Genomic DNA, 25,087 nt, shown 5'->3' on the forward strand with positions numbered 1-25,087 from the left:
ATACAACAAACAAAATATCGCACAAAACCGAGCGAGACAAAACCATTATCCATAGCCGAGATTTCGTCTAAAGCCTAGCAAGAGCAGGAACAACTCCGCGTAGCGTACTAAAATGTACGTGAGCGGAGTTGTGACGAACTATTGCGACGGCTTCTTAGCCTTTAATCGCGTCGCCCATGCTAAACATCGGCATATACATAGCAATGAGCAATCCGCCGACCGCGCCACCGAGGAACACGATAATCAAGGGTTCGATCATGCTCACGACGGCATCCACTGCGGCGTCCACTTCTTCGTCATAGAAGTCAGCTAGCTTCAAAAGCATGCCGCCCAGGTTACCGGTCTTCTCGCCCACGCCAGTCATCTGGATCACCATGGGAGGGAAAATGCCCACTTCGGCCATCGGGTCCGCGATGCTCTTACCGCCGGCGATACCTATCGAAATCCTTCCGATTGCCTTTTCGACGACCTTGTTGCCAGCCGTGGACGCAACCACCTTCAAGGCATCCATCACGCTCACACCCGCATTCAAAAGCGTACCGAGCGTTCTGGAGAAACTCGCCGTAGACGACTTTATCTGCAAGTCACCTATCTTCGGGACCTTCAAAAGGAACTTGTCAAATGCGAACTGCGCAGCAGGAATCTTCATCACGAGTTTCCAGCCGATAATCAGTGCGATGAGCCCGAGGAAGAGGAAGCCACCATTGTTGAGCAAGAAGTCGGAAATGTTCATCACGACCTGCGTCGGGGCAGGGAGTTCGGCATCCAAGGCAGCGAACTGTTCGGCAAACGTCGGCACCACGAAAGTCATAAGCGCGATCACCACGACGATACCCACGATGATAACCATCACCGGGTAAGTAAGCGCCTTCTTCACCTTGCGCTTCAGTCGCATACTGTTTTCCATCGTCTCGGCCAGACGCGCAAGAATCCCTTCAAGGATACCGCCCGCTTCGCCAGCCGCCACCATGTTGCAGTAGAGGGAGTCGAACACCTTCGGGTGCTGAGCCAAGGCATCGGCCAAGGACGAACCGCCGTTGATGGACTGGGTCACCTTGTGAATCACATCCTTCAATGCGGGGTTCTCGCACTGCTCTTCCAGAATGTTCAAGCACTGCAGCATCGGAAGACCGGCAGAGCACATGGAAGAGAACATACGCGTAAAGCGGGTCAAGTCCTCGTGCTTGATGCCGTTGCCGATGTTAATCTTGATTTCCATCGGCTTTTTCTTCAGCTTCACAATCGTGAGACGGCGGCGCATGAGGAGCGCTTCGGCCTCGGCCTTGTCCTTCGCTTCGAGAGTTCCCTCAAAGTTGTTGCCCTGTGCGTTTTGCGCCTTGTACAGGAATTCTGCCATAAGTTAGACTCCTTCCTTCACGAACAACTGTTCCAGCTGGTCCGGGCTCGGAGAACGGGCGAGCGCCTCGAAACGGTCGACCTTGCGGTTTTTCACCAGTTCGCAAAGGCACATGTTCATCGTGTTCATGCCGAACTTCTGGCCAATTTCGATCATGGATTCAATCTGATGGACCTTGTCGTCGCGAATAAGCGCACGGATACCCGGAGTCACGTTCATGACTTCGTAGGCCATCACGCGGCCGCCGCCAATTTTCGGGATAAGCGTCTGGCATATCACGCCCTGGAGCACGAACGAGAGCTGCGTACGCACGGTCTGCTGTTCGCCCTTCGGGAAGGCGTCGATGATACGGTTGATCGTCTGCACGCAGGAGTTGGTATGCAATGTCGCGAAGGCCAAGTGACCGGTTTCCGCAATCGTCAAGGCGCAACGCATGGTCTCGTTATCGCGCATTTCGCCGATGAGCACCACGTCCGGGTCCTGGCGCAAGGCCATCTTCAGGGCAATCGCGAAGCTGTTCGTATCGCTACCGACTTCGCGCTGGTTGATCATGCATCCCTGGTGCTTGTGCAAGAACTCGATCGGGTCTTCTACGGTCAGGATATGGTCGTGACGTTCCTTGTTGATCTTGTCGATCATGGCAGCGAGCGTCGTCGACTTACCAGAACCGGTAGCACCCGTCACCAGCACGAGGCCGGAGGGTCGGGTCGTGAACTCGGCCATGATCTTCGGGAGGCCAAGTTCCTTGAAAGTCTTGATTTCAAGCGGAATGATACGGAGGGCAAGCGCCACGCAACCACGCTGCAGGTAAGCGTTCGCACGGAAACGCGCCAGGTTCGCGATACCGAAGGAGAAGTCGCATTCCTTGTTCTGTTCGAACGACTTCTTCTGGAGTTCGTTCATCAGGCTATACGTCATGCGCATGGTCTCGTCCGGTTTCAGCTTGTCCTCGCCGATGGGGGTAAGCTTGCCGGAAAGACGGACGAGCGGAGGGGAACCTGCGGTTATGTGCAAGTCAGAAGCCCCGCGTTTAACCATTTCAGAAAGAAGATCTTGAATATTATACGACATATCAAAGAATATAACTTAAAACGGCGCGAAAAAAAAATAAATTCTTTATGGATATGCAGATTAAATCCTATAAAACTGCCGGAATTCTGGCCTTGATCGCCATTTTGTGCGCCATTTTCCTTGCCTACAGGGAAAACGCGAAGCCTTTCCAGCAGATGCCCGATTCAATCGAGAACTTCGACGCAATCAGCATCGACGGCGGGAAAACCACGTTCCAGGCAGAAAAGGGCAAGGCGACACTCATCGTGCTCAGCGCTAGCTGGTGCCCCGCATGCATCGCCGAGCTGCCGACGCTGAAAAAACTGCACGACGAATTTTTCGACGACGGCTTCCGCATCCTCATGGTAAACGAAGACGACAACATAAAAATCGCCTCACGGTTCAAGAAGAAGTACGACATGCCATGGGTCATGGTGCACTGGAACTACGACCTCATGAACATGCTCGGCAACCCGCGGGTCATCCCGGTAAGCTACCTTCTGGATGAAAAAGGCGGCATCGACTACATCGAAGCGGGAATCATCGAAGAACACCGCATGAGGCGCGCGATAAAGGCGCTTGTCAAATAAGACGCATCAGGCAATCGGGCTCGGGAACAGGATCACATCCTTGATTTCTTTTTTGCCGAGGGCAAGCATAAACAAGCGGTCAAGCCCGAGCGCCACGCCCGAGCAGGCCGGCATCCCGGATTCCAGGGCGGATAAGAAATTTTCATCGACAGGCGGAAGCGGTTTCCCCATCTGGCGGCGGATGTCGAGATCCGACTCAAAGCGCCGACGCTGTTCGGCAGCATCGGTAAGTTCCGTATAGCCGTTGCAGAGTTCCACGTTATCCATGAAGAGTTCGAAACGGCGCGCCCAGGTGTGGCCATCTTCCCCGACAAACGTCTGCGCAAGCGCGGCCTGCGACTGCGGGTAGTCGAGGATGAATTCGGGGCCGTTTTTCGCAAGGGCAGGTTCCACCAAGAAAACCATCAGGTAATCCCACCAGTCTTCGCGGGCCATCCGTTCCGGGCCTTCGGGAACGGGCACGCCGCCGGATTCGCACGCTCGAACAAAGTTGTCCAAATCCTCGCAGAACGGGTCCACTCCCGCATAATTCTTGAACGCGTCTATCCAGCGAGTGCGATGGGCCTTGACAGGGCTTCCGACTATTTCGGACACGAGCGCTTCCACCTCGTCCATCAGTTTCTCCTGCGGCATGCCGACGCGATACCACTCCACCATGCTGAACTCGTTGTTGTGGTGGCTTCCGAATTCATCCTTGCGGAAGGACTTGGTTATCTGAAATATGTCCCCGAAACCGGACGCCAGCAGGCGCTTCATGTGGAATTCGGGACTCGTCATGAGGAAGCACGCCGGCCGACCGTTCACCTCGAAATAATCGAGCTGGGGGTCGGTACCGCCCGCATTCGAGAGCACGGGAGTCTCGACTTCAAGCACGCCGCGGCTTTCAAAGAAGGCGCGCACCTTGCCCATCAAGGCTTGGCGCCTTATCCAGGAATCACGATTGCAAGTAGGAGCGAAGGACATGGCGAGCTCCTTCATCATCCATCAATCATCATTTATTCATCACGCAACGCACGGAAAGCCAGAAGTCCTTGTCGGCAGGCATCGACGTCACGTTCTTATCGGAGCTGAACATCGACTTCGCAAGGCCGCGGCCGTCCGCAAGCTGCTTCTCGGTCCAGAAGTAGGCCCCTTCGCCCTGGATAACGAAGTTCATGTTCTTGTTGGCATAGCCGCCGAACAGTGCGGTAAACGCATAATCGTCGCTGCCGTTGCTGCGGAGCTTCTCGGCAGCCACGTCCGTGCCGCCAGCGAACGCTTCGAGGGACTTCCAGTCTTCTTCCGTCGAGAGATGGGTACCTTCGGGACAAGCGACCTTGGCGGCTCCCTGCGTATAGAGCTTGCCATAGGCCTTGCAGTTGTCTTCCTCGCGTTCATAGCAAACGGAGCTGCCTTCCATGGCGAAATTCAGGTTCTGGACAAACCACTTGGTTCCACCAATATCCTTGACCCTATATTTCTGATTGTCGCGAGGGTCTACAAATTCTTCGAACACCGGGCAGCGGGAACCATGTCCCTTCGTCGCAAGGATTGTTTCCACTTCGGACGGCCAAACCGCACAGAAACGGAAAAGTTCGCTGCCAGGAAGCGGAGTCCCTGCAGCCTTGTGGCTTTCAACCCAGCGGCTCACGTAACCAAGACCGATAACAGCCGTATCCGGAATCGAGAGCGCCTTTGCGCTATTCTGCATAATCGTCGCAAAGCGGCCCGCTACAGATTTCGGAGATTTCCAGAAGGCTTCCGGCAATCCCTTGCGGAGCTTTTCGAACAAGGGAGACGGACGCGGAGCGTTGATAGTCGTGTCGGAAACAAAGCGTTCCGGCTTGGTTTCGCACAGGGCCTCGCGTGCGGCATCGAGCGTATTGTGAGCCTGTTCAAAACATTCTTCCATGCATTCGTTGCGGGCGCGGCCCTTCTTCGGGCACGGGACCCAGAGGGACGTATCGACAAGCATCTTGATAGGCTTCGCAAAAGCCTTGACCTTGACAGCCGCTTTTACAGCCGCTTCAAGCAGGTCAATCGCCCTGGCGTTTCCATTTTCGCCATCCAGGAGCAAGAGCGAGATGACCTCGTTACAGGCTTCCATCGCATTCGGATTGGAGCAAGTGTGCGTCCCGTAACCATAGGCAAACTGAGTCGGGCAGTTGGCAAAAGACTCATCGGGATTCTTCTTGAAAATTTTTTCGTAGACCTGGACAGCCTCGTTCGGAGTGAGCTTTCCACAGTACACGTCCTCGACTTGGCCTTTTTTCACCATTTTCTGGGCGGTCGCCAAATCACCGGCATCGATGGCGGCATGCAATTCATCCTGGGCAAACGCACCCGTCGCAAAAACGGATGCCACAGCAAGGGCCAATATCTTACGCATATTTTTCATACTGTCCTCTCTTTCGTTTCGTTCCAATATAGCAAATCAACCTTTCGCAACCGAGTCCACCCCTAAAAAAAGCGCCGAAGAGCCGAACTTTTCTACATTTGGGCGCATGATTGATGCAAATTTTAATGCCGAAAAAATCCGTAGCGAATTCCCGATGCTTGTCGCAGGCGATAAGGATGCAAAGCCCCTCGCCTTCTTGGACAGCACGGCCACCACGCAAAAGCCCGCGTGCGTCATTGACGCGATGGACGACTTTTACCGCGAACATTACAGTTCCGTGAAGCGCGGCGTGTACCGCCTGAGCGCCCGCACCACCGAAGCATTCGAAGCCACCCGTAAGAACGTGGCAAAATTTATTAACGCGAAGACCGAAGACGAAATCGTGTTCACCCGCGGCACCACCGAAAGCATCAATCTGGTGGCGTGGAGTTACGGCCGCAAGTTCTTCGAGGCGGGCGACGAGATTCTGATTAGCGGACTCGAGCATCACGCCAACATCGTGAGCTGGCAGCTCGTTGCCGAAATGAAGGGCGCCAAGATCAAGGTGATTCCCGTTTTGGACAACGGCGATCTGGATTTGGCAGCACTTCCCGGTTTGTTGAATGCGCGAACCAAGATGGTGGCCGTCGCCCACGTGAGCAATTCCGTGGGCACCGTGAACCCGATTGCAGAAATTATCGCGACCGTTCGCGCCGCCGCACCCCAAGCGAAAGTTTTAATTGACGCCGCCCAGAGTTCCAGCCACATCAAGATTGACGTGCAGAAGCTGGACTGCGACTTTCTCGCCTTCAGCGGACACAAGATGTATGGTCCGACAGGTGTGGGCGTACTTTACGGCAAGTACGATGTTCTCGACAGCATGCCCCCCTGGCACGGCGGTGGCGAAATGATCAAGAACGTGACCTTCGAAAAGACGACGTTCGCCGACGTTCCCGCCCGCTTCGAGGCTGGCACGCCCATGATCGCCGAAGTCATTGGCCTCGGCAAGGCCATCGAATGGATTAATGAAGTCGGCATCGAGAACATCCGCAAGCACGAAGAAGAAATTACGAACTACGCGCTGGAACAGCTTGCGCAGATTCCGCAGGTAAAGATTTTCGGGAACCCGAAGGAACGCGGGGCCCTCATCAGCGTAACCCTCGACGGCATCGCTGTAAGCGACGCCGCCATGATTCTCGACGAAGAAAACGTTGCGGTGCGTAGCGGGCACCACTGCGCCCAACCCGTCATGGACCGCTTCGGCGTTGACGCCACGCTTCGACTCAGTTTCGGAGCGTACACCCTGAAGCGCGACATCGACCGCTTTGTCGCAGGCATCAAGCGCGTTCTCCGACTCTTCGGCTAACCGGGATTCGTATGGGAATCGAGAAAGGCATCTTTAACCGCACATCGCTCCTGCTCGGGGACGACGTGATGGGCGACATCTACCAGAAGCGCGTCATCATCTTCGGTCTCGGCGGAGTTGGCAGTTGGTGCGCCGAAAGCCTGGTGCGTTCCGGCATCAAGGAACTCGTACTCGTTGATTCAGACCGCGTGTGCGTCACCAACGTGAACCGTCAACTGATGGCCACTACGAAAACCGTGGGGCAAGTCAAGGTGGACGTGCTGAAAAATCGTCTGCTCGAAATCAACCCGCACGCCAACATTGTCGCATTGCAGGACATCTACGAAGAAGCGAATACGGACAAATTCCAACTGGACACATTCGACTACATCATCGATGCTATCGACAGCCTCGAAAACAAGATGCAGTTATTGTGGCACGCCACGCGCACAAAGGCCACGGTATTTTCTTCAATGGGGGCAGCCCTCAAGATGGACCCCACACGAATCAAGGTCGCCGAATTCTGGAAAGTCGCCGGATGCCCGCTCGCCCGCGCCCTGCGCGACAAGTTCAAGAAAAAGAAAATGGCGCTCAAGAAAAAAGTGCTATGCGTCTACAGCGACGAACTCCTGAAAAACCGCGGCAAGAATTCCTCTTGCGGAACGGACGCCTGCATGTGCCCCAAGGTGCGCCACGAAAGGAGCGAAGCCGAACTCCAGAATGCAAACCTGGTCAATCACGAATGGTGCAGCAGCAAGGCGCAAATCAATGGCACCATGGCACACTCCACCGCTATTTTTGGATTCATGATTGCGGGCCTCGTGATGCAGGACATCTACAAGAAGGCCTTAGCAAGCGCGGAGTAATATGAAATTCTTGATTCAGCGAGTATTGAACGCCCAGGTGGATATTGCGGGCGAAACCGTCGGCAAGATCGGCAAGGGCTACATGATTCTCATCGGCGTGGGCGAAGAAGATACCAAGGAAATCGCCGACAGGCTCATCCGCAAGATGCTTGCGCTGCGCATCTTTGCCGACGAAAACGGCAAGACGAACCTTTCCATCAAGGACGTTAGCGGTGAACTCCTGCTCGTCTCGCAGTTTACGCTGTACGCGAACTGCAACAAGGGCAACCGTCCCACGTTCAACGGCGCCGGCAACCCCACGCTCGCAAACGAGCTCTACGAATACATCATCGCCGAATGCAAAAAAGAAATTCCCGTCGTACAGACCGGGAAATTCGGCGCCGACATGCAGGTGAGCCTCACCAACGACGGCCCCTTCACGATAATGTTGGAATAAAAGCCCCTACACAATCCCCAAAAATGGCGTTTACACGTGAGTCCATTTATATGGTCGCAAGCGGTGTTTTATTTTCAGAAATAAGTTTATATTAGTATAACAATGAAAACGGTTATAAAATTTGCAATTCTCGGATGTGGCCATATCGCCACGAAGATGGCCACTGCGGTCAAGACACTTGAAAAGAACGGCATGGGCGTAGAATGCTACGCGGTAGCGTCACGCACGCTTGACAAGGCGAAAAAATTCGCCGACGATTACGGATTCGTCCGCGCCTACGGCAGTTACGAGGAACTGGCGCGTGACCCTGCCGTGGATTTGATTTACATCGCGACCCCGCATTCAGAGCACTACAGCAACATTCTGCTTTGTCTGGAACATGGCAGGAACCTGCTCGTGGAGAAGGCCTTTACCGCGAATGCGCTAATGGCATCGGAAGTACTAGCCCTTGCCGAAGAGAAAGGCGTATTTATATGCGAGGCCATGTGGACGCGATTCCTGCCTGCGGTGCAGATGGTAAAGGACTGGATTCTTGCAGGGAAGATTGGCAAGGTCGAAAGCATGGAGGCCGACTTCTCGATGCCGCTTTCGCATATCGGGCGCCTGCACAAGCCCGAACTTGCGGGCGGTGCACTGCTGGACCTGGGCATTTATAGCCTTACGTTTGCGGATATCTTCTTGACTGACCCGAAAATTTGCAAGGGGATCCCCGCCTCCGCGGGGATGACATCGGGCGAGGAACGTGCGGGGATGACATCGGACGAGGAACGCGCGGGGATGACACCGGGTGGGGAATACGTTGCAAACCACATCGTAGAGACGAAGACGAAGTGCGTCAAGTTCCATACGGGCGTGGATGCGACCGACTGGATTGACCTCGTATATGCGGGCGGGCAAGTCGCACACCTCAAGACCTCGATGGTGGCCCCTCTCAAGAACGAGGGCGTCATTTACGGTTCCGAAGGCTTTATCCGCGTGCAGAACCTCAACGACATGGAAGAAATCCAGCTGTTCGATGTCGCCGGGACGCTCGTGGAATCGGTAAAGCCGCCCCGCATCGAAAACTGCTACGAATATGAGGTGCTGGGCTGCAAGGCGGCCCTCGAGAAGGGACTCAAGGAATGTCCCGAGATGCCGCACGCCAAGACCATGCAGATGATGACGCAGATGGATAACCTCCGTGCCGCATGGGGAGTAAGCTACCCGTTCGAGCTCAGTCCGGGCGAAGTCTGGGATCGCAGCGGCGACAAGTCCTTCCTCGAAATTTTTGACGTCGAGACCGGCGAATCGAAACTGCTCAAGGAATTCGACAAGGTCATCGAGGCGCCAAACTGGAGTGCCGACGGCAGGTTCCTCACGTTCAACAGCGAAGGCCGCATCTACAAGATTGAAATCGAAAGCGGCAAGGTGACGGAAGTCCCGAGTTACTTTGTCAACAACTGCAACAACGACCACGTTCTCTCTCCCGACGGCGAGGGGCTCTACGTGAGCCACCACACCAAGGAAGACGGGCTTTCGCGCATCTACAAGATTTTCTTCGACGGACGCATGCCGGAACTCGTGACCCCGCTTGCCCCGAGCTACCTGCACGGCGTTACCACCGACGGCAAGATGCTCGCCTACTGCGCCGAACGCAACGGAGAATACGACATCTACACGATTCCTGCTGCAGGCGGGAACGAGACGCAGCTCACGACCGCATTCGGACTGAACGACGGCCCCGAATATGACTGCGACGGTGAATACATCTGGTTCAATTCAGTGCGCAGCGGCCGCATGCAGGCCTGGCGCATGAAGGCCGACGGTTCCGAGCAGACGCAGATGACATTCGACGCACACTTGAACACCTGGTTTCCGCACATTTCGCCCGACCGTACAAAAGTCGTGATGCTCGCCTACCACGAGCGCGACGTACGCCCCGGCGAGCACGTTCCCAACAAGAACGTGGAAATCCGCCTGATGACAGGGTGTGACGAAACAGGCTGGAGTGAGCCCCGCACGGTTCTGCAGCTGTTCGGCGGCCAGGGAACCATCAACGTGAATTCATGGTCCCCCGATAGCCGCAGTTTCGCCTACGTGCGCTACGAGAAAAAATAGACGCCCGCAGATTACTTCTGCAAGTTGAGGCTCGCGTTCGCGGCGCCGTACAGGCTGATGCTGTAATCCTTGATGATGTACACCGGAATCTTGTTCAAGAGCGGACGGATGTTCGGGTTGTAGTTTTTCTCGAAATACTTCATGAACAGGTTGTCGCGCTCGAGCCAGCGCAGGTCCTTCTGCACCGTACCGCCGGCCAGGTAGAGGCCACCCAGGGGCAGGAACAGCGTAGAAGCGTCGCTTGCGAAGCGGGCGAGCATCTTCACGAACAAGCGCATCATCTCGGCGGCCACCGGGTCGGTGTCGCTCGCGCGGCTGATGTACTTCGGGCGATCGTTGGGTTCCGTTTCTTCAATCTTCTTGAAAGCCTCGTTGTCGGGAACGCCGCGGGTTTCCTTCCACCATTCGTACATGTTACGGAGCCCCATGCCCGAGACGAGCGGTTCCACGCCGGGCACGGTGCCAATCTTCTTTTCCATGTAATCGTGGAATTCCTGCGAATCCTTGTCGAAGGGGGCGAAGGTAGAATGCCCGCCTTCCGAAGAAGCGGGGATGTACTTCTCGCCGTCGAACGCGAGGAAGCCGACACCCATGCCGGTACCCGGGCCAATCACAGCCTTGGTCGCCTTCTGCGGGGCGGGTTGGCTGCCGTCGGTATGCGTGAGCTTGAAAATCTGCTTGGGGTCGTCCACGTCCAAGGTCGGGATGCCGTAGCTGATGGCCATGAAGTCGTTGATGACAAGCGTCGGGATGCCGGTCGCCGCAGTGAGGGCGTCGCCATCCACGCTCCACGGGAGGTTCGTCATGACGCACTTGTTGTTCGCCACCGGACCCGCGGCACTGATGCACACATGACTGGGCTTGAGGTCGGCACGGTTTTCCGCGGCGAGCTTGAGCGTCTCGCGGATAGGAGCGTCGAGCCCATCGATATCCTTGGAGGGGCACACCGTCTCGAGAATCAGCGTGAACTTGCCATCCTTGTAGCCCACAAGGCCAAGGTTCGTGTTGGTGCCGCCAATATCGCCTGCAAGAACGAGGCGGTCAAACTTTGCATCGGGATTAAGCCATTTGATTTCCATAATAAAAACTCCGGTAATTACGGAATGAATATAGGAAAAACGGCAGCGCTAAACCGACGAATCCAACATTTTAGGTATATTTTATGCAGGATGATAAAGGAGGATGAATGAAACATTCTGTGTTTAGACACTTGCCCGGCCTGTGCGTTCTAGCCACGACAACGATATTTTTTACCGCCTGCAGTGACGACGACGATTTCTCCCCGGTTTCGAAGAACCGCGGGTACGACTATGCGTTCAAGTCAAACAATGGATTTGCGGATTACCCGTGCAACGAGATGCGCGAGGGCCGCGAGGCGATTGTCGGACGCGACAAGGAAAGCTACTTCTGCGAGTTCGACGAGATTGACTCCGTGTATATCTGGGCTGGCTACAACGATACACTCACGGCCAAGGGCAAGGAGTTTGTCCGCAAGAATGTTTCAAGCAGTTCACGCGAGTCGAGTAGTTCTGGAGACGATGACTCCAGCAGCTCGCAGTATTCGTCGAGCTACAGTTCTTCAAGCTACAGTTCGTCGAGTTCGTCGGCAAGGTCGAGTAGTTCCTCGCTGAGTTGGGAAGAACTCAAGCCACGCCTCACAGAAAAGGGCGAACAGTTCAATCCGGACATCGATTACGGCACCATGACCGACCCGCGCGACGGCAAGACGTACAGGACCGTGGATATCGAGGGAACAATCTGGATGGCGGAAAACCTGAACTACACCGGTCACGAAGTAGGTAAGTCCTATTGTTTTAAAGGTGACGAGGATATCTGCAAACTGTATGGCCGCTTTTATAGCCGCGATGCCGCGATGAATAGTTCAAAATGCGAGTATGGAGCTAGCTGTTTATTAGGGAACGATCCTATTCAAGGCATCTGCCCGGACGGATGGCATATCCCGACATATTCCGAGACGCAGACGCTGGTAACCCTTGCCGGCAAAAAGGCTCAACCGCTGATGTCGACGATAGGATGGGGAACCGAGGATTCGCTGTACATCAATCCTGGGATCGATACGTACGGGCTCTCCTTCGTGGGAACGGGACAATATGATACCAAGGACGGTTACAATGACATCGGCGAATTCACATTCATGTGGGTCTATTACCAGTCGAGCGACATGTATTACCTTCTCATAAGGGGAAAAGACAACGAGGCGTTCATCAATGATTTCGACGGCTACGAGTCGAACTTCTCCGTCCGTTGCGTGAAGGGTGACGGCGTCGTACCGGTTTCGTCGAGCAGCGTTTCGTCCAGTTCCGTGAGCAGTTCATCGAGAACCAAGCAGGCAGGCGCCGAGCCTCTCCTGGAAGCCGCTGGCGAGCAGTTCAACCCGGACATCGAATATGGCACCATGACGGACTCGCGCGACGGCAAGACATACAAGACCGTAAAAGTCGGTAGTGCAACATGGATGGCGGAGAACCTGAACTACGCCGGCAACGAAATTGGAGTATCTACCTGTTTCAACGACGACGACCGTTTCTGCGAACTATACGGTCACTTTTATAGCCGCAGCGCGGCGATGAATTCCTCCAGTTGTGCCTATAAATCTTCATGCGACCTGGGTACCGGCCACATCCAGGGAATCTGCCCTGACGGGTGGCATATCCCGACAAATAAGGAGGCGCAAGACCTTGTAAATCTTGCCAGCGGACACGCACTCCCGTTGATGTCGGCAAAGGGATGGAAAACAGGAATTACACCCGGGACTGATACATACGGGCTCTCCTTTGTGGGCACTGGATGCTATTGCAGTGATGATGGATTCCATTCTTTGGGTGAATATGGACGTCTATGGGTATATTATGCATCCTCGACCCAATACTACATTGTAATAAGGGGATCAGAAAATGAAGCGGAAGTATGGGACTATAACGACGAAGAGTGCTATAACCCAGTCCGCTGCGTGAAGGATTAAAATTTGTCCGGCTCACTCGCCGGACTTTTTAGTTCTTCTCGAATTCCAGGATGTCCGCCTGCACGGTGATATCGTCGGGGAAGTACTTCTGTGCGACTTTCAGCAGGCGGAGCGCCTCGTCGTCACGCTTTTCGGCATGGGCGTCGTAGGCCATGTTCTTGAACCCGTAGACAGATTCCGCGTTGCCCTGTTTTGCCGCAAGTTCATATGCGGATTCGGCGCGGTCAAGGAACTTCGCGTCGTAGGCGAGATTCCCGAGGAATATGGCGGCATCGCTAAAATCCGGCTTGATTTGTACCAGGTTGTTGAGCACGTCCATCGCGATAAACGGCTTGTTGTCTTCGGCGAGGACGTCTGCTAGTTTGTACATAGTGGCGGTATCATCGGGGCGGACACCCAGCGCCTCGCGGTAAGCGGCGGCACTTTCCTCGAACTGCTTGTTCAGGCGGTACACGTCGCCGAGATACACGAGAAAATCGACTTCGTCGGGGTGCGAGGCGTAGCCCTCGCGGATAACGGCTACGGCGCGCTCGAAATCGTTCAGCGCAATATTCGCTTCCGAAAGCTGGTAGACGATGCTTATGTCTTCCTTGTCGAGCTGGTAGGCCTTCTCGATGGCACGCAGCGCGCCGACCGCGTCGCCGGTTTTACCGTAGGCTTCGCCGAGGTAAAGCCAGCCCGAAACGTTTTCGGGCTCCAGTTTCAACGCCCTGTGGTACGCCGCCACGCATTCGGGGTACTGCTTGAGCCTAAAGTACACGCTCGCCATGTTGAAAAGCGCAGGGGAAAACGCCCCGTTCGAGAAGTCGATAGCCTTGCGGTACGTGGCGGCGGCGTTCGGCAGGTCGTTTTGCTGGTAGTAGCTGTTCGCGATGTTGAAACTGGTGGCGACGGGGTCCGCACCTCGGGATTCCGCCTTGCGGTAGAGCATGATGGCCTGCTTGAATTTGCCATCGCGGTAGAGGGCGTTCGCGCGTTCCATCAGGTCGTATGCGGATTGCGCCGCGAAGGAGGACGTCGCGATAAACGCGGATGCAACCAGGGAGAAAACTGCGCAAGTTAATTTATTCATAGTACGCTTCTCCCTAGTCCCTAAATTTCACTTCGAAAGGCTGTTCCATGCCGCAGAAGGGTACCGCCTTGCCCGCCTTTTCGGCAGGCGCGAATGTCATGCGCGATAGCGCCTCGCGGCCGGCGGCGGCGAGCCCGGAACCTGAGGGAGATTCCTCCAGCACCTTGATATCGTACGCCTTGCCGTTCACGTCCACGCAGAAACTGAGCCGCAGCATCGCATCGATTTCGCGGTCACGGATCTGCGGGGGCACCTGAAAGTTCGGGTACGCCCTGCTTTCGGGCTTCTTGTCCACATCGCCCTTTTCGGTCGAAAGCGCCCCGCCGCGGAAATCAGCCACCATGTCCTCACTCACGGCGGCGCCGGCGTTACCCGATGCCGTCCCGAGATTCATCGCGAAACGCGGCCCCGCCTTCGGGGAACGCGAATTTGATTTCTGGCGGTCGGGCTTGCGCGCGGGCTTTTTCTTCTCGACCTTCTTCTCGACTTCTTCCACCTTCTTCACGGCAATTTCTGTCTTGTTGTACTTCTTTTCGTGAAAGACCTTGCCCGTCAAGAAGAGGTTCGCCATCGTCACGGAGAACACGAGCGCACAGCTCGCGAGGATAGCCGCGATGAGGATAGCAAAACGCTTCAACAATTTTTTAAAAAACTTCAATACCATTATTCTATCTATTCTGATATTTTATCTACTAAACTCTAATTACTACTACTTGTCTGGATTGCCACGTCCCCTTACAGGGGCCTCGCAATGACGCCGTTCTGCCTACCAGGTTCTAATGACCGCTTCACATCTAGATCCTTCGATTCCCCCTTTTACAGGGGTCGCTCAGGATGACACTCCAAAACATTGCACATCCCATATTCCATATCATCAATCATCAATCATCAATTATCAATCATCCATCATCAATCATCAATTATCAATTACTCCGCCTGCGCCGCGATGGAGACCTTCTTCACTCCGGCCAGGTTGCACATGTCGATTACCTGCACGAGCACGCCCGTCTCGGCACCCTTATCCGCAATCACTACGGCCTCGCGGTCGGGCGCCTTCGCGAGCGACTGCTTCAAGATATCCTGCAGGCTCGCGAGATCCACCTGTCGCTCGTTCATGTGGATTGTCCCTTCGCGCGTAATCGCAATCAGGAGGTTCTCCTTCTCGAGCTGGCTTGCAGACTGTGCCTGCGGTTTCGTCACGTCCACGCCCGTCTCGCGGGTAAACGAGGAAGTGACCACGAAAAAGATGAGGAGGATGAACACGATGTCCATCAGCGGGCCCATCTCGATGCCCATATCCTTCTGCTTTCTTCTCGGCAAGTTGAATTCCATAATAAATCCTTCATTCCTAGATTGCCACGGCTTCTTTCGAAGCCTCGCAATGACGAATCACGGGCACTTCCTCTCTACAAAATAATTCTCTATAACGGTCGCGCCGAGTTCCATCTTCTGGCGCAGCATTTCTACGCGCTCGTCCAGGCGCTGTTTCAGGAGTGTGAGCGGGAACGCCACCAGGAGTCCGCTCTGCGTAGATATTAGAGCCTCCGAGATGCCGTCGGCCATGAGCACCGGGTTCTGGTTCCCGTACAACGTAATCACCTCGAAGGTAGAAACCATTCCCGTCACCGTGCCGAGCAGGCCTAGCAACGGCGCTGCAGACGCCATCACGGATACGATATGGTTTCCCTGCTCCATGTAGCGCACCGTCTTCATCATGCGCACCTGCATATAGTCACGGAAGCCCTCGGGATTGGTGCTCGCGACGTCAATCGCATAGCAGAGTTCCCGCGAGAGGAGCCCACCACGCTTGCGCAGCCTGCGGAGAGCCTTCTTCACGCTGGGCGGTTCCGCATTCTTCTCGTCTTCCTCGATTCCGCCGTTCAGGTCCACGCGCATGCGCTTGATGACCTTGTGGATGTCGGTGCGGAAAAAGTCGCTCCCGATGCGGAACCAGCTCGAAAACAGGTAGTAGAAACCCACGACACCCGCCAGGAGAATCGGGAGCATCACCACGCCGCCGGCATGGTACGTATTCTCGAGCGACTCGATGAGTATGTAGTGGGTGTTAGTCATGACGCGGAACTTATTCTTTCTTCCCGAAAATGCGGTTCAGGAGTGCGGTGCTCTGCACGTACATCTCGCTCGTGACCTTCTCGATTTTTTCGCTCAGGAGGCCGTGCAATATCATCACGGGGATTGCAATCACGAGGCCCGTTTCCGTTGTCACGAGAGCCTCCGAAATGCCGCCCGCAAGCACGCGAGCGTCGTTCGTGCCCACCTCGGTAATCACCGTGAACAGCGTGATGATACCCGTCACCGTACCGAGCAGGCCAAGCAGCGGGGCAATCGAGCCCATCGCGGCAAGGAGCCCCATGCGGCGTTCCAGTTTCGGCTGCTCGCGGAGCAATGCCTCCTGCAGGGCGCGTTCCGCATCCTCGCGCTTGTCGCGGGCGCGGTTCAGCACCGCAAATAGCACCATCGAGAGGCTCGTTTCTTTCTTGAGGCAGAGGCTAGCCGCATCCTCGTAGCGGTTCTCCTTCACGAGGGCATCGAGCTTGCGGTTAAACCTGCGGCTCAGATGCCCGCGGTAGCTGAGCACCAGGAAGCGTTCCAGGCAAAGCAGCAGCGCGAAAATCGCCGCCAGCATGAGCGGGTACATCACGATACCGCCCTTCTTGAAGAACGCCTGAAATTCCTCGCGCCAGGTAAGTTCCTTCGTGTCGGTAATCGCGTTCTTGACCGCCTTGTTCTGCAATACATCCAGCGGGATCGTGACAACTTCGGAAGCCCCCGAGGCCTGCGATACGGCCTGCTTTATATTCGCGGCCATCTCCGGAGGGAGCGTCGCGTTCCATTCGAATATCTTGCCCTGCAATGCACCCGAGCGGAGCAGCGCCTGCACCTCGCCGTTATCCTGCGCGACCTCGCCCAAAAAGACCGTACCCAGGCGCAAGCGGTTCACGTTCACGTCGGGGCGGTTGCCCACCTGCGAAGTCTCGCGCCCGTAGAACTGCGTGTAAGTCAGCTCGTGACGCAGCAGCAGGTCGTTCATGAAATTCTGCACCGCGCCGACCGTATTCGGTACCTTCTTGTCGGCATCCTCGGAGGCCTGCTTCAGACGAATCAGGCGCCCGTTCATGCCCACCGGGTAATCGCCCATCACGTCACCGAGAGTCTTGTCAATCGAAAGCTTCACCTGCGTGTTGAGCGCATCGTACGCCGACTCGTCGGCCTGCGCCTTCTCCTCGGCATCGCCCGTCATGCTCCTGCTCGCCATGACCTCCTCGTTCACGCGTCCAAGATCCGTCGAGAGCTTGGAATAGCGGCCGTCAAGTTCACGCGATGCCGCCTGGTGCTCCTCGGTCAACTGAGATTCGGCATAGCGCTTGCGCCAGTGTTCCGCCTCAAGTTTCTCGAGCGAGTCGGCCTTCTGCAGGCGAATGCGGGTAAGCGCCTCCACCTCGCGCTGCAAGCTGCGCACCTCTTCCATCTGCAGGGAATCCTTGATGCGCGCCTGGTCCTCGGCGGTAGACTTCTTTTCGCCCGATGACCACGGCCAAGCGAATGCGGATGTGGCACACAGGAGGACTGCGATTATCTTCTTCATTTTTCACCTCCCACGATAGAGAGGCTTACGGGCAACTTCACGATCTGGGGCGGCTTCTTCGCCTGCTTCACGTCGAGCGCGAGCTTCACCGCCGCGCGCTCCTCCAGGTTCAATTCCTCGTTCCATTCGTATGCGACTTTCCCGTCCACGACCTTGCGCACCAGCGCACCGAAAACCGTGCCGTTGTCATCGCTGTAGACCATCCACTGGTTCCCGATACGCAGAATCGAGGCGTTGATGAGTTCGCCGTTCTTGCGGGTGAGCGGACTGTTGATAATCGCCACCTCGTCACCGAACTTCGTCTCTTCGGCAATGAGCGACTTGAGACGCGAAAAGCCTTCCTCCTCGCTCGCGTTCCCGCTCTCGATATCGCGGGTAAGGGATTTTACGCGGTCGAGCCTGCTTTCGAGTTCCCAGGGCACCGTCTGCGCCACCTGTGACTCGAGCCTCTTGCTGATGCCCGCAAGTTCAGCGCGCAACGCCTTGCGCTTTGCGGCCACGTTGTCCGTGCGATTCTTCGCGCGGGCCTGCTTGTTGCGTTCCGTCTGGAGTTCGCCCGCAACCGCCTTTATCTTCGCGTTCAGGCTGTCGATTTCGGCACGGCGGCGTTCCGTGTCGGCCTTGTAGCGCTGTTGCAGAGTCCTGTAGCGGGAATCGTCCGCCTTGAGCATCGAATCCGTCGCCGAGATCTGGCGATTCAGCTTCTGGATTTCGGAATTCAGCTTTTCCTTCTCGAGCTTCAGGTCCTGAATTTCGGAAACGCGGTCGGCAAGGGCCGGGCCCGAAACAAGCAGCACCAACAGCACGAAAGGCAATAATCTTAAACGTTTCATAACTTTCCGCAATGGTTAGGTATCAAAATTACATAATTAAAACACCTAAACCCGCCAAAAGTGTCACCGCAATAGAAAAAATACCCCACAGGACAGCCTGCAGGGTTATTGACCGATTTGCCGGACTTAATTTTTTTACAAATTACTCCACGACTTCGACTTTCTTGGCGCTGAATTCCTTCGTGTCGATGCTCGAAATGGTGGAACCGTCACCAAGAGAAATCTTGCGGATTTCGCCAACGTCATACATGGCAACCCATGCAGTGTTGTTGTCGATAGCCACGATATCATAGGGATTGTCCTTGTTAAGAGCGGCCTGCCAGGCAACCGTCTTGGCGCTGGTATTCACTTCAGCAATGCTACCCTTGTCGCCACGGTCCAGCACTATCAGCTTGCCATTCACATTTCTAATGACAGCGTCGGCAGAGAACTGAATGCGATCTTCATCATTGAATTCACCTTCTTCAAACCAGTACAGGGCACCAGAGCTATAGTCCGAAACATAGACGAACAGTTCTCCGCCTGCGACGGTAATGCTGTATGGCTGATAGAGGAACTCATAGGGTTCTTCAGATGTCAACGAGGTAAACGTCGTTCCATCATAGGCGCGAACACCCATGTCACTCGCTTCGAAGGTTGTCAAATCCACGACGCCACGGTCACCAATGTAAAGGAGGTTTTTATTGGCATCATAGAACAATCCGCCAGTCGCATCAACCTCCTTGCCAACGCTCTTCACAGACTTGCTCGCCAAATCAACTTCTACAACAAAGACATCACCATAAGCCCTGTAAACAGCGACATAGGCCTTGCCTTCCTTAGCATTCACTTCCATGAGATTCACGCCACCACCGAGTTCCGCGCCGCTTACCCAAAGTTCAGACTTTTTGTTCTTCAGGTCGATTTTTTCGATACCGCGGTTATCATCGGCATCAATACCCCATGTAACAGGATTGTATTCGCCCTGAGTACCCACGTACACATTACCCTTCACGACCTTGACAGCCATCGGGTTCTTGGTCAGAAGCGGAATCGTATCAAGAAGGGTTCCATCGCTCAACTTATACATGGCGAGAAGGCCCGGTTCCTTGAAATCTGCACCGCCAGTAACCGGAACATAGCGCTGGAACACGGCAAAAAGCGTATCGCCAGAGACTTCTAGGTCTGCGGCGTTCGGCGTTTCGGAAAGGTAGGTTACCTTCAGTTCGACAGAACTGCTCGATTCCGGCTCTTCGGAAGAACTGCTCACCGCCTCGCTGGAACTGGACTTCGCTTCGCTGGAGCTGGAAGCGGGCGTTTCGGAACTGCTGGACTTTTCATCCTTCTTGCTGGAGCTGGACTTGGCGTCCTTTTCGCTCGAGCTAGACTTTTCGTCTTTCTTGACAGAGCTGCTCGACTTGGCCTTCGAAGAACTGGAAGACTTCCCCTTCACGGAGCTGGAGCTCTCGTCGTCGGAAGCGCTGCTGAGATCATCGTCCAGACAGCTTTCGTTCTCGAGGCAATCCACGCCGGTGCTCGAGCTGTTGTCGTCACCGCAAGCGCTCATGAAGAACGCAAGCGACATTGAAGCAAGTAATGTGAGTATTTTCTTGTTCATGGTTTGTCCTTTCTGGCTTTACGCAATTACTTTGTCATAACCCTATGTACTCGGTAATGCGCGGGGGCTAGAACCCCTGTATGAGTGTAAACCTGTATTCTCGACCGGGCGCCGGGAAGGGCGTATAAATATTGCGATACGTCTCATCCGAAATGTTGTCTACCACGAATATAACCTGCGTCTTTTCCCACGGTTGCCATGCGAGCGAAGCGTTGTAGCGGGCAACCGGGGGCTGCCTCGTGAAATTCATGCGGTCACTGAAAATTCGCGTCCTGTAAGTCGTCTGGAAAATGGCCCTCAAATTGAGCGGCAAGAAGAACGTACCCTCGACAAAGTAACTGTGCACGGGTTCACCCGGCAGCAATTTTCCATTGTAGGCCCTGTTCGCGCCGTCATCGCGCGGGTCCTGGATAGTCCCGCGCAGCACGGTCTGGAAAAATTTCGCCGGACGGCTTTCCAGTTCGAGTTCCACCCCGCGGATAAGCGACTTGTCGACATTGAAGGCCTTCATCAAGTTGGTACTCGTAATCCAGTATATACCGTTCTCGACATGGTTCTCGAAATAGGTGGCACGCAATACCGAACGGTTCTTCGGGGTAGCAAACGAAAGACCTGCCGCAAAACGCAAGGCCGATTCATCCTTGAGCGTGGGGCTAGAAAGGGTTCCCGGATACACACCGTAGAGTTCCATCAGCTGCGGCTGCCTGTAGAAGCGCCCGAACGAGACGTTGCCGCCGATCCAGGAATCCTTCTTCCCGAGTTTCGCCTGCACCATTCCCGCAAGACTCAGGTCACGATCCGTCGCCTCGTCCACCACCGCAGAGCCCGTAGTCATCAGCACCTGGCCACCACCGATATCGTCGTACGTCTTCAGGATGTTGCCTTCGGCAAACAGCGAGAACCAGTCCGTAAAGTTGTATTCCGCATTGCCCGCAATCGAACCCGCGAGGCGTTCCAGTTCAAACTTCTTGAGCGTACCGCGCGATTCCCAGAGCTCCGCGCTTCCCGCAAGTCGCAAGTAAGCTTCAAATTTATCCAGCAGCAAGTTCGCCGACATTTCGGGAATAGCCCTGTAGCCCGCAAGCCCGTACTCCCTGAAATCCTTCGAGAGAAATCCGATCTTGTCGAGCGGGTAATAAGACGAAGACATGTTCTTCTCGAACTTGCCGGTAACACCCGCCGTCAAAAGCAAGATATCGGCAACCGTCGGGAATTCCAGGCGGTAGGCCACCTGCATCATGTCGCCCACGAATTCCGCGACATACGTCTGCAGGTCTTCCATGCCGGGGTTCCCCGCCTGCGTGTGCAACGCGCTTGCAGACAGAATAGAGAAGAACCCGTTCCCGTGGAGCATGCGGTACTGGAAACTGCCGGAATATTCCGTGAACTCCGCGTTCCTGCGCCTGTCCTTGAAATCGTCCTCGTCGTTATAGAGCGTGCCGTTCCGGTTGTCGAACTCGTAGTCGTTATCGCTGTGGCGCATGGAAGCCGTCGCCGAGAACTGCACGCTGTCCTTGATGCTCGCGGAAACCTGCGCGGAACCTTCGAACGTGTTGTGCGAACCGTAGCTCGCGATGACGCGCCCCTTCGGGGTCTTGCCGCTATGCAGCGCATCCTTCGTTACAAAGTTTATCGCGCCACCGAGACCCGCACCGCCGAACTTCGCCGGAACCCTATCCTTGTAGACCTCTATCCTCTCGATATTGTTGAGGTCGATTGCCCCCAGATCGGCAGCACCGCCACCCGCATCGTTCAGGGGAATGCCGTCGATGCAGACAAGCACGTTACGCGCGGCAATCCCGCGGATGGACACCGTCTGGAAACTGCCCATGCCGCCCTGCTTGTAACCCTGGATGCCCGAAAGCGATGAAATGACTTCGGAAGCCGAAAGGCCTAGGCCCTCCCATGCGGAAGGCGTAATTTCCATGTAGTCCGTTCCCGGATTTTCCGTCTCGGCGATAGCGTAGGATTCGACCTCCGAAACGCCCAGGTCCTGCACGGGCGCAGAATCATCGACAGCGGTTTCCTTGGAAGACGATGGAACTTGTGCGTGGGCATTCACCCATGCACAACACAAAAACACCGCAGACACAGCGGCTTTGCAGAAAGATGTCGTTCGCATCGTTCCTCAACATCACGTTTCCCGCAGTTCTTCTGGCTCGGGGATCACCCTACTCCCGGCTCCTTCACATGCGACTTCTCGCACATTGGTTCATGCCGGTTTCGTCCTCCCTTACAGCGGCGCGACCGCCCCCGGCTTTCACGGGGTTCTCTCCTTGCGGGCAACCGGGGCCGCCTGCAAGAGCTTTTCAGGGCACAGGAAACTTTTCGCCAAATATAAAAAAAGGGCATCGCCTTTTCAACGAATACGCATACCGAGCAACTTCCGACGCACAATTTGCGTAAAATAGACTATATTATTTGCATGCTGTTCATCCACCAATTTCCCGACTGGACGCGCTTCAGGTTCGACTCCGCACGGGTGCTAGACGCGCTCGGCAAGGCACGCTTCAGCGAGGGCAGACTCGCGGGCCTCCTCTCTTTCGCAGGCACCAAGGACCTGGAGACGGACCTCATCACCGAGGACATCGTCGCGAATTTCGCCATCGACGGGACCGAGCTCGACACCGACACCATCCGGACAGAAGTTTCGCTCCGCGCCCAGGGAAGCAGCGCCCATGTACAGAACTACATCGGCGCCATCGAAAATTACACGATTCCCCTCTCGCAGGACCGCCTCTCCAACTGGTACGGCTCCCTGGTCGGGAACCGGGTGGCGGCATGGCGCAGCAACGCCAGCGAAATCTCGTCCGACACGGAAGGCCTGCACTTTACGGGACCGGGTCCCGAACGCCTGCCTGTCGAAATGGAAAACTTCCTGCGGTGGTTCGAGAATTCCTCCACGGACGGCACCATCAAGGCAGCCATCGCGCACTTCTGGTTCCTGACGCTGCGTCCCTTCGACAGGGCGAACGGGCGCATCGCGCGCGCCATTACGGCACTGCAGTTGAGCCGTGCACAAAAATCCGCACGCATGCACTATTCTCTGAACCGCCAAATCCTCAAGAACCGCGACGATTACTTCCGCACGCTGAACAGGGCCCAATGCGGCAACGGGGACCTCACGGAATGGATCCTGTGGTTCTTGAGACAAATAGAGGAATCGGTACAGACAAGCGAATCGGCAATAGAATTCGAGACCAAGCGCTTTCGATTCCTGGCAAGACATTCGGGAGTGCAGACAACCGAAAGGGAGCAGCTGCTCCTGAATTCGGCCCTCACGGAAAAACTTCCCAGGAACTTCACCGCAAAGGACGTCGCCGCCCTCTTCGGCACAAGCCACGACACCGCATTACGCGAAATACAGAGCCTCATCGAGAAGGGGCTTGTTTCTGCAAACAAGAAGGGCGGACGCAGCCAGACCTACAGCGTCGTGGAATAGCCGCCGTTTTCGCGCATGCGCTTGCGGGCACGGCTGCCCGGGCGGTTGCGACGATGCTTATGGCGGGGCATACCGTTTTCAGGGCGCACGTCACCCTCGCGTAGGCGAGGGTCTGTATGCTTCTGTTCGGCCCGGCGCTCGTCTTTTTTCGGCGTTAAACCGCAGGCGGGCTTCTTCTCGCGGGACTTCTCGGCACGGGCCTGCGCCTCGCCACGGTTCATGCGGCCGCGCGCATTGCGCATCTCGCTCTCGGCGGTCTCCTTCTGCGGGGGCGGCAACTTCTCATATATCGCCTTGTCGCCTTCCGGGATACGGATGCGCGTCAATTTTTCGATGGCGCGCAAGTCCTGTTCCTCGTCGGGAGCGCAGAACGAAATCGCGATGCCGTCCTTGCCCGCACGGGCCGTACGTCCGATGCGGTGAACGAACGTCTCGGGCACATCGGGCAAGTCGTAGTTGAACACGTGCGAAACGTCGTCCACATCGATACCGCGGGCGGCAATGTCAGTCGCCACAAGCACGCGGATCTTTTCGTTCTTGAAGTTCCCCAGGGCTTCCTGCCTGCGGTTCTGACTCTTGTTCCCGTGAATCGCCGCGCACTTGACGCCCGCCTTTTCAAGGACTCGCGTTATCTTGTCCGCACCATGCTTGGTGCGGCTGAACACGAGCACCTTCGTCATCTCGGGATGGGCAAGCAAAAGTTCCTTCAGCAGGGCCCCCTTGCGGCGCTTGTCGATGCGGTAAAGTTCCTGGCGGATGCGTTCGATGGGCGTGCTCTGCGGAGCCACTTCCACACGCACCGGATCCGGGCGCAGGATTGTCGCCGCAAGCTTCGTGATGTCGTCGGGCATCGTCGCGCTGAAGAACAGGTTCTGGCGCACAGGCGGGAGCAGCGCCACCACCTTGCGGATATCATGGATAAATCCCATGTCGAGCATGCGGTCGGCCTCATCGAGCACAAAGAACTCGAGAGCCTTCAGCGACACCGCCTTCTGGCCAATCAGATCGAGCAGGCGGCCCGGAGTCGCCACGAGCACGTCTACACCGCGGACAAGGTTTCGCTTCTGGGAAGCATCGCTCACGCCGCCAAAGATGCACGCCGTCGAAATCGCGGTAAACTGCGCATATTGCTTAAAGCAATCCTCCACCTGGATGGCAAGCTCGCGGGTCGGCAGTAAAACCAACGCGCGGCAGGTCTTAGGCGCACGGAACTTTCCGGAATCGAGCAGGCGCTGCAGAATCGGGAGCGCGAACGCCGCCGTCTTCCCCGTCCCCGTCTGGGCAATACCCAGCAGGTCGCGTCCTTCGAGCAGGCTCGGGATGGAACGCTCCTGAATCGGAGTGGGTTTTTTGTAACCGACAGCGCGCACCGCGCGCTGCAGGGGATTTGCAAGGGGAAGTTCCGAAAATAGCATAACGCGCCCAAAGATAGAAATTTACGACGCACCGCCCATGC

21 protein-coding genes and 1 riboswitch are annotated in these 25,087 nt (G+C 55.8%); of the genes, 7 read left to right on the forward strand and 14 right to left on the reverse strand.

Annotated features, from left to right (window positions below):
• Positions 1-154: 154 nt before the first annotated feature.
• The gene (locus B2310_RS05605) at positions 155-1,357 is read right to left on the reverse strand and encodes a type II secretion system F family protein (RefSeq protein ID WP_173381011.1); all 1,203 of its coding nucleotides are present in this window, start codon (positions 1,355-1,357) and stop codon (positions 155-157) included.
• Between the two features lie 3 nt (positions 1,358-1,360).
• A complete protein-coding gene (locus tag B2310_RS05610; protein WP_290729354.1) occupies positions 1,361-2,428 on the reverse strand; it encodes a type IV pilus twitching motility protein PilT in 1,068 nt (355 codons plus the stop codon).
• Positions 2,429-2,481: 53 nt separating this feature from the next.
• Here B2310_RS05610 and B2310_RS05615 point away from each other — a divergent pair, with 53 nt between their 5' ends.
• Positions 2,482-2,997 carry a TlpA family protein disulfide reductase gene (locus B2310_RS05615; protein ID WP_290729356.1) on the forward strand — a complete coding sequence of 172 codons (516 nt, stop codon included), beginning with the start codon at positions 2,482-2,484 and terminating at the stop codon, positions 2,995-2,997.
• A 6-nt stretch (positions 2,998-3,003) separates the two neighbouring features.
• Here the strand turns inward: B2310_RS05615 and epmA are convergent, their stop codons facing one another.
• Both epmA and B2310_RS05625 read right to left on the reverse strand, forming a co-directional pair.
• Positions 3,004-3,960, reverse strand: coding sequence for an EF-P lysine aminoacylase EpmA (gene epmA, locus B2310_RS05620; RefSeq protein WP_290729359.1), 957 nt, complete (start codon positions 3,958-3,960; stop codon positions 3,004-3,006).
• A gap of 28 nt (positions 3,961-3,988) precedes the next feature.
• The gene (locus tag B2310_RS05625) at positions 3,989-5,365 is read right to left on the reverse strand and encodes an FISUMP domain-containing protein (protein ID WP_290725622.1); all 1,377 of its coding nucleotides are present in this window, start codon (positions 5,363-5,365) and stop codon (positions 3,989-3,991) included.
• A 115-nt stretch (positions 5,366-5,480) separates the two neighbouring features.
• On the opposite strand from B2310_RS05625, the gene B2310_RS05630 reads away from it, so the two are divergent.
• From B2310_RS05630 to B2310_RS05645, 4 genes are all read left to right on the forward strand, one after another.
• Positions 5,481-6,719: an aminotransferase class V-fold PLP-dependent enzyme gene (locus B2310_RS05630; RefSeq protein WP_290729362.1), complete on the forward strand. Its 1,239-nt coding sequence runs from the start codon at positions 5,481-5,483 to the stop codon at positions 6,717-6,719.
• Positions 6,720-6,730: 11 nt separating this feature from the next.
• Entirely contained in the window at positions 6,731-7,564 is an 834-nt protein-coding gene (locus B2310_RS05635; RefSeq protein ID WP_290729364.1) for a tRNA threonylcarbamoyladenosine dehydratase, read from the forward strand.
• A gap of 1 nt (position 7,565) precedes the next feature.
• Positions 7,566-8,000: a D-aminoacyl-tRNA deacylase gene (gene dtd / locus B2310_RS05640; RefSeq protein ID WP_290729367.1), complete on the forward strand. Its 435-nt coding sequence runs from the start codon at positions 7,566-7,568 to the stop codon at positions 7,998-8,000.
• Positions 8,001-8,102: 102 nt separating this feature from the next.
• The gene (locus B2310_RS05645; protein WP_290729370.1) at positions 8,103-10,097 is read left to right on the forward strand and encodes a Gfo/Idh/MocA family oxidoreductase; all 1,995 of its coding nucleotides are present in this window, start codon (positions 8,103-8,105) and stop codon (positions 10,095-10,097) included.
• An 11-nt stretch (positions 10,098-10,108) separates the two neighbouring features.
• On the opposite strand, the gene B2310_RS05650 is transcribed toward B2310_RS05645, so the two are convergent.
• Positions 10,109-11,176 carry a glucokinase gene (locus B2310_RS05650; protein WP_173381018.1) on the reverse strand — a complete coding sequence of 356 codons (1,068 nt, stop codon included), beginning with the start codon at positions 11,174-11,176 and terminating at the stop codon, positions 10,109-10,111.
• 107 nt (positions 11,177-11,283) lie between these two features.
• Between B2310_RS05650 and B2310_RS05655 the strand changes: the two genes are divergently transcribed.
• Positions 11,284-13,080, forward strand: coding sequence for an FISUMP domain-containing protein (locus tag B2310_RS05655; RefSeq protein WP_290729374.1), 1,797 nt, complete (start codon positions 11,284-11,286; stop codon positions 13,078-13,080).
• 28 nt (positions 13,081-13,108) lie between these two features.
• On the opposite strand, the gene B2310_RS05660 is transcribed toward B2310_RS05655, so the two are convergent.
• The 8 genes from B2310_RS05660 to B2310_RS05695 form a co-directional block, all read right to left on the reverse strand.
• Entirely contained in the window at positions 13,109-14,152 is a 1,044-nt protein-coding gene (locus B2310_RS05660; RefSeq protein WP_290729377.1) for a tetratricopeptide repeat protein, read from the reverse strand.
• Between the two features lie 13 nt (positions 14,153-14,165).
• A complete protein-coding gene (locus tag B2310_RS05665) occupies positions 14,166-14,810 on the reverse strand; it encodes an energy transducer TonB (protein ID WP_290729380.1) in 645 nt (214 codons plus the stop codon).
• 269 nt (positions 14,811-15,079) lie between these two features.
• Complete coding sequence (locus tag B2310_RS05670; RefSeq protein ID WP_072798016.1) at positions 15,080-15,484, reverse strand: ExbD/TolR family protein; 405 nt, start codon at positions 15,482-15,484, stop codon at positions 15,080-15,082.
• A 57-nt stretch (positions 15,485-15,541) separates the two neighbouring features.
• The gene (locus B2310_RS05675) at positions 15,542-16,225 is read right to left on the reverse strand and encodes a MotA/TolQ/ExbB proton channel family protein (protein ID WP_072811763.1); all 684 of its coding nucleotides are present in this window, start codon (positions 16,223-16,225) and stop codon (positions 15,542-15,544) included.
• Between the two features lie 10 nt (positions 16,226-16,235).
• A complete protein-coding gene (locus B2310_RS05680) occupies positions 16,236-17,759 on the reverse strand; it encodes a MotA/TolQ/ExbB proton channel family protein (RefSeq protein WP_290729386.1) in 1,524 nt (507 codons plus the stop codon).
• Entirely contained in the window at positions 17,756-18,592 is an 837-nt protein-coding gene (locus tag B2310_RS05685) for a DUF3450 family protein (protein WP_290729389.1), read from the reverse strand. Before B2310_RS05685 ends, B2310_RS05680 begins: the two co-directional genes overlap by 4 nt.
• Before the next feature lie 142 nt (positions 18,593-18,734).
• The gene (locus B2310_RS05690) at positions 18,735-20,189 is read right to left on the reverse strand and encodes a hypothetical protein (RefSeq protein WP_290729391.1); all 1,455 of its coding nucleotides are present in this window, start codon (positions 20,187-20,189) and stop codon (positions 18,735-18,737) included.
• 67 nt (positions 20,190-20,256) lie between these two features.
• Complete coding sequence (locus B2310_RS05695) at positions 20,257-22,311, reverse strand: TonB-dependent receptor (RefSeq protein ID WP_290729394.1); 2,055 nt, start codon at positions 22,309-22,311, stop codon at positions 20,257-20,259.
• A 5-nt stretch (positions 22,312-22,316) separates the two neighbouring features.
• Positions 22,317-22,508: riboswitch (cobalamin riboswitch) on the reverse strand.
• 106 nt (positions 22,509-22,614) lie between these two features.
• Here B2310_RS05695 and B2310_RS05700 point away from each other — a divergent pair.
• On the forward strand, positions 22,615-23,631 hold the full coding sequence (locus tag B2310_RS05700; RefSeq protein ID WP_290729397.1) for a Fic family protein: 1,017 nt from the start codon (positions 22,615-22,617) through the stop codon (positions 23,629-23,631).
• Here the strand turns inward: B2310_RS05700 and B2310_RS05705 are convergent.
• On the reverse strand, positions 23,613-25,046 hold the full coding sequence (locus B2310_RS05705; protein ID WP_290729400.1) for a DEAD/DEAH box helicase: 1,434 nt from the start codon (positions 25,044-25,046) through the stop codon (positions 23,613-23,615). The genes B2310_RS05700 and B2310_RS05705 overlap by 19 nt on opposite strands.
• Between the last annotated feature and the right edge of the window lie 41 nt (positions 25,047-25,087).

Origin of the sequence: Fibrobacter sp. UBA3629 (genome assembly GCF_002374005.1) — a bacterium.
GTDB lineage: Bacteria > Fibrobacterota > Fibrobacteria > Fibrobacterales > Fibrobacteraceae > Fibrobacter.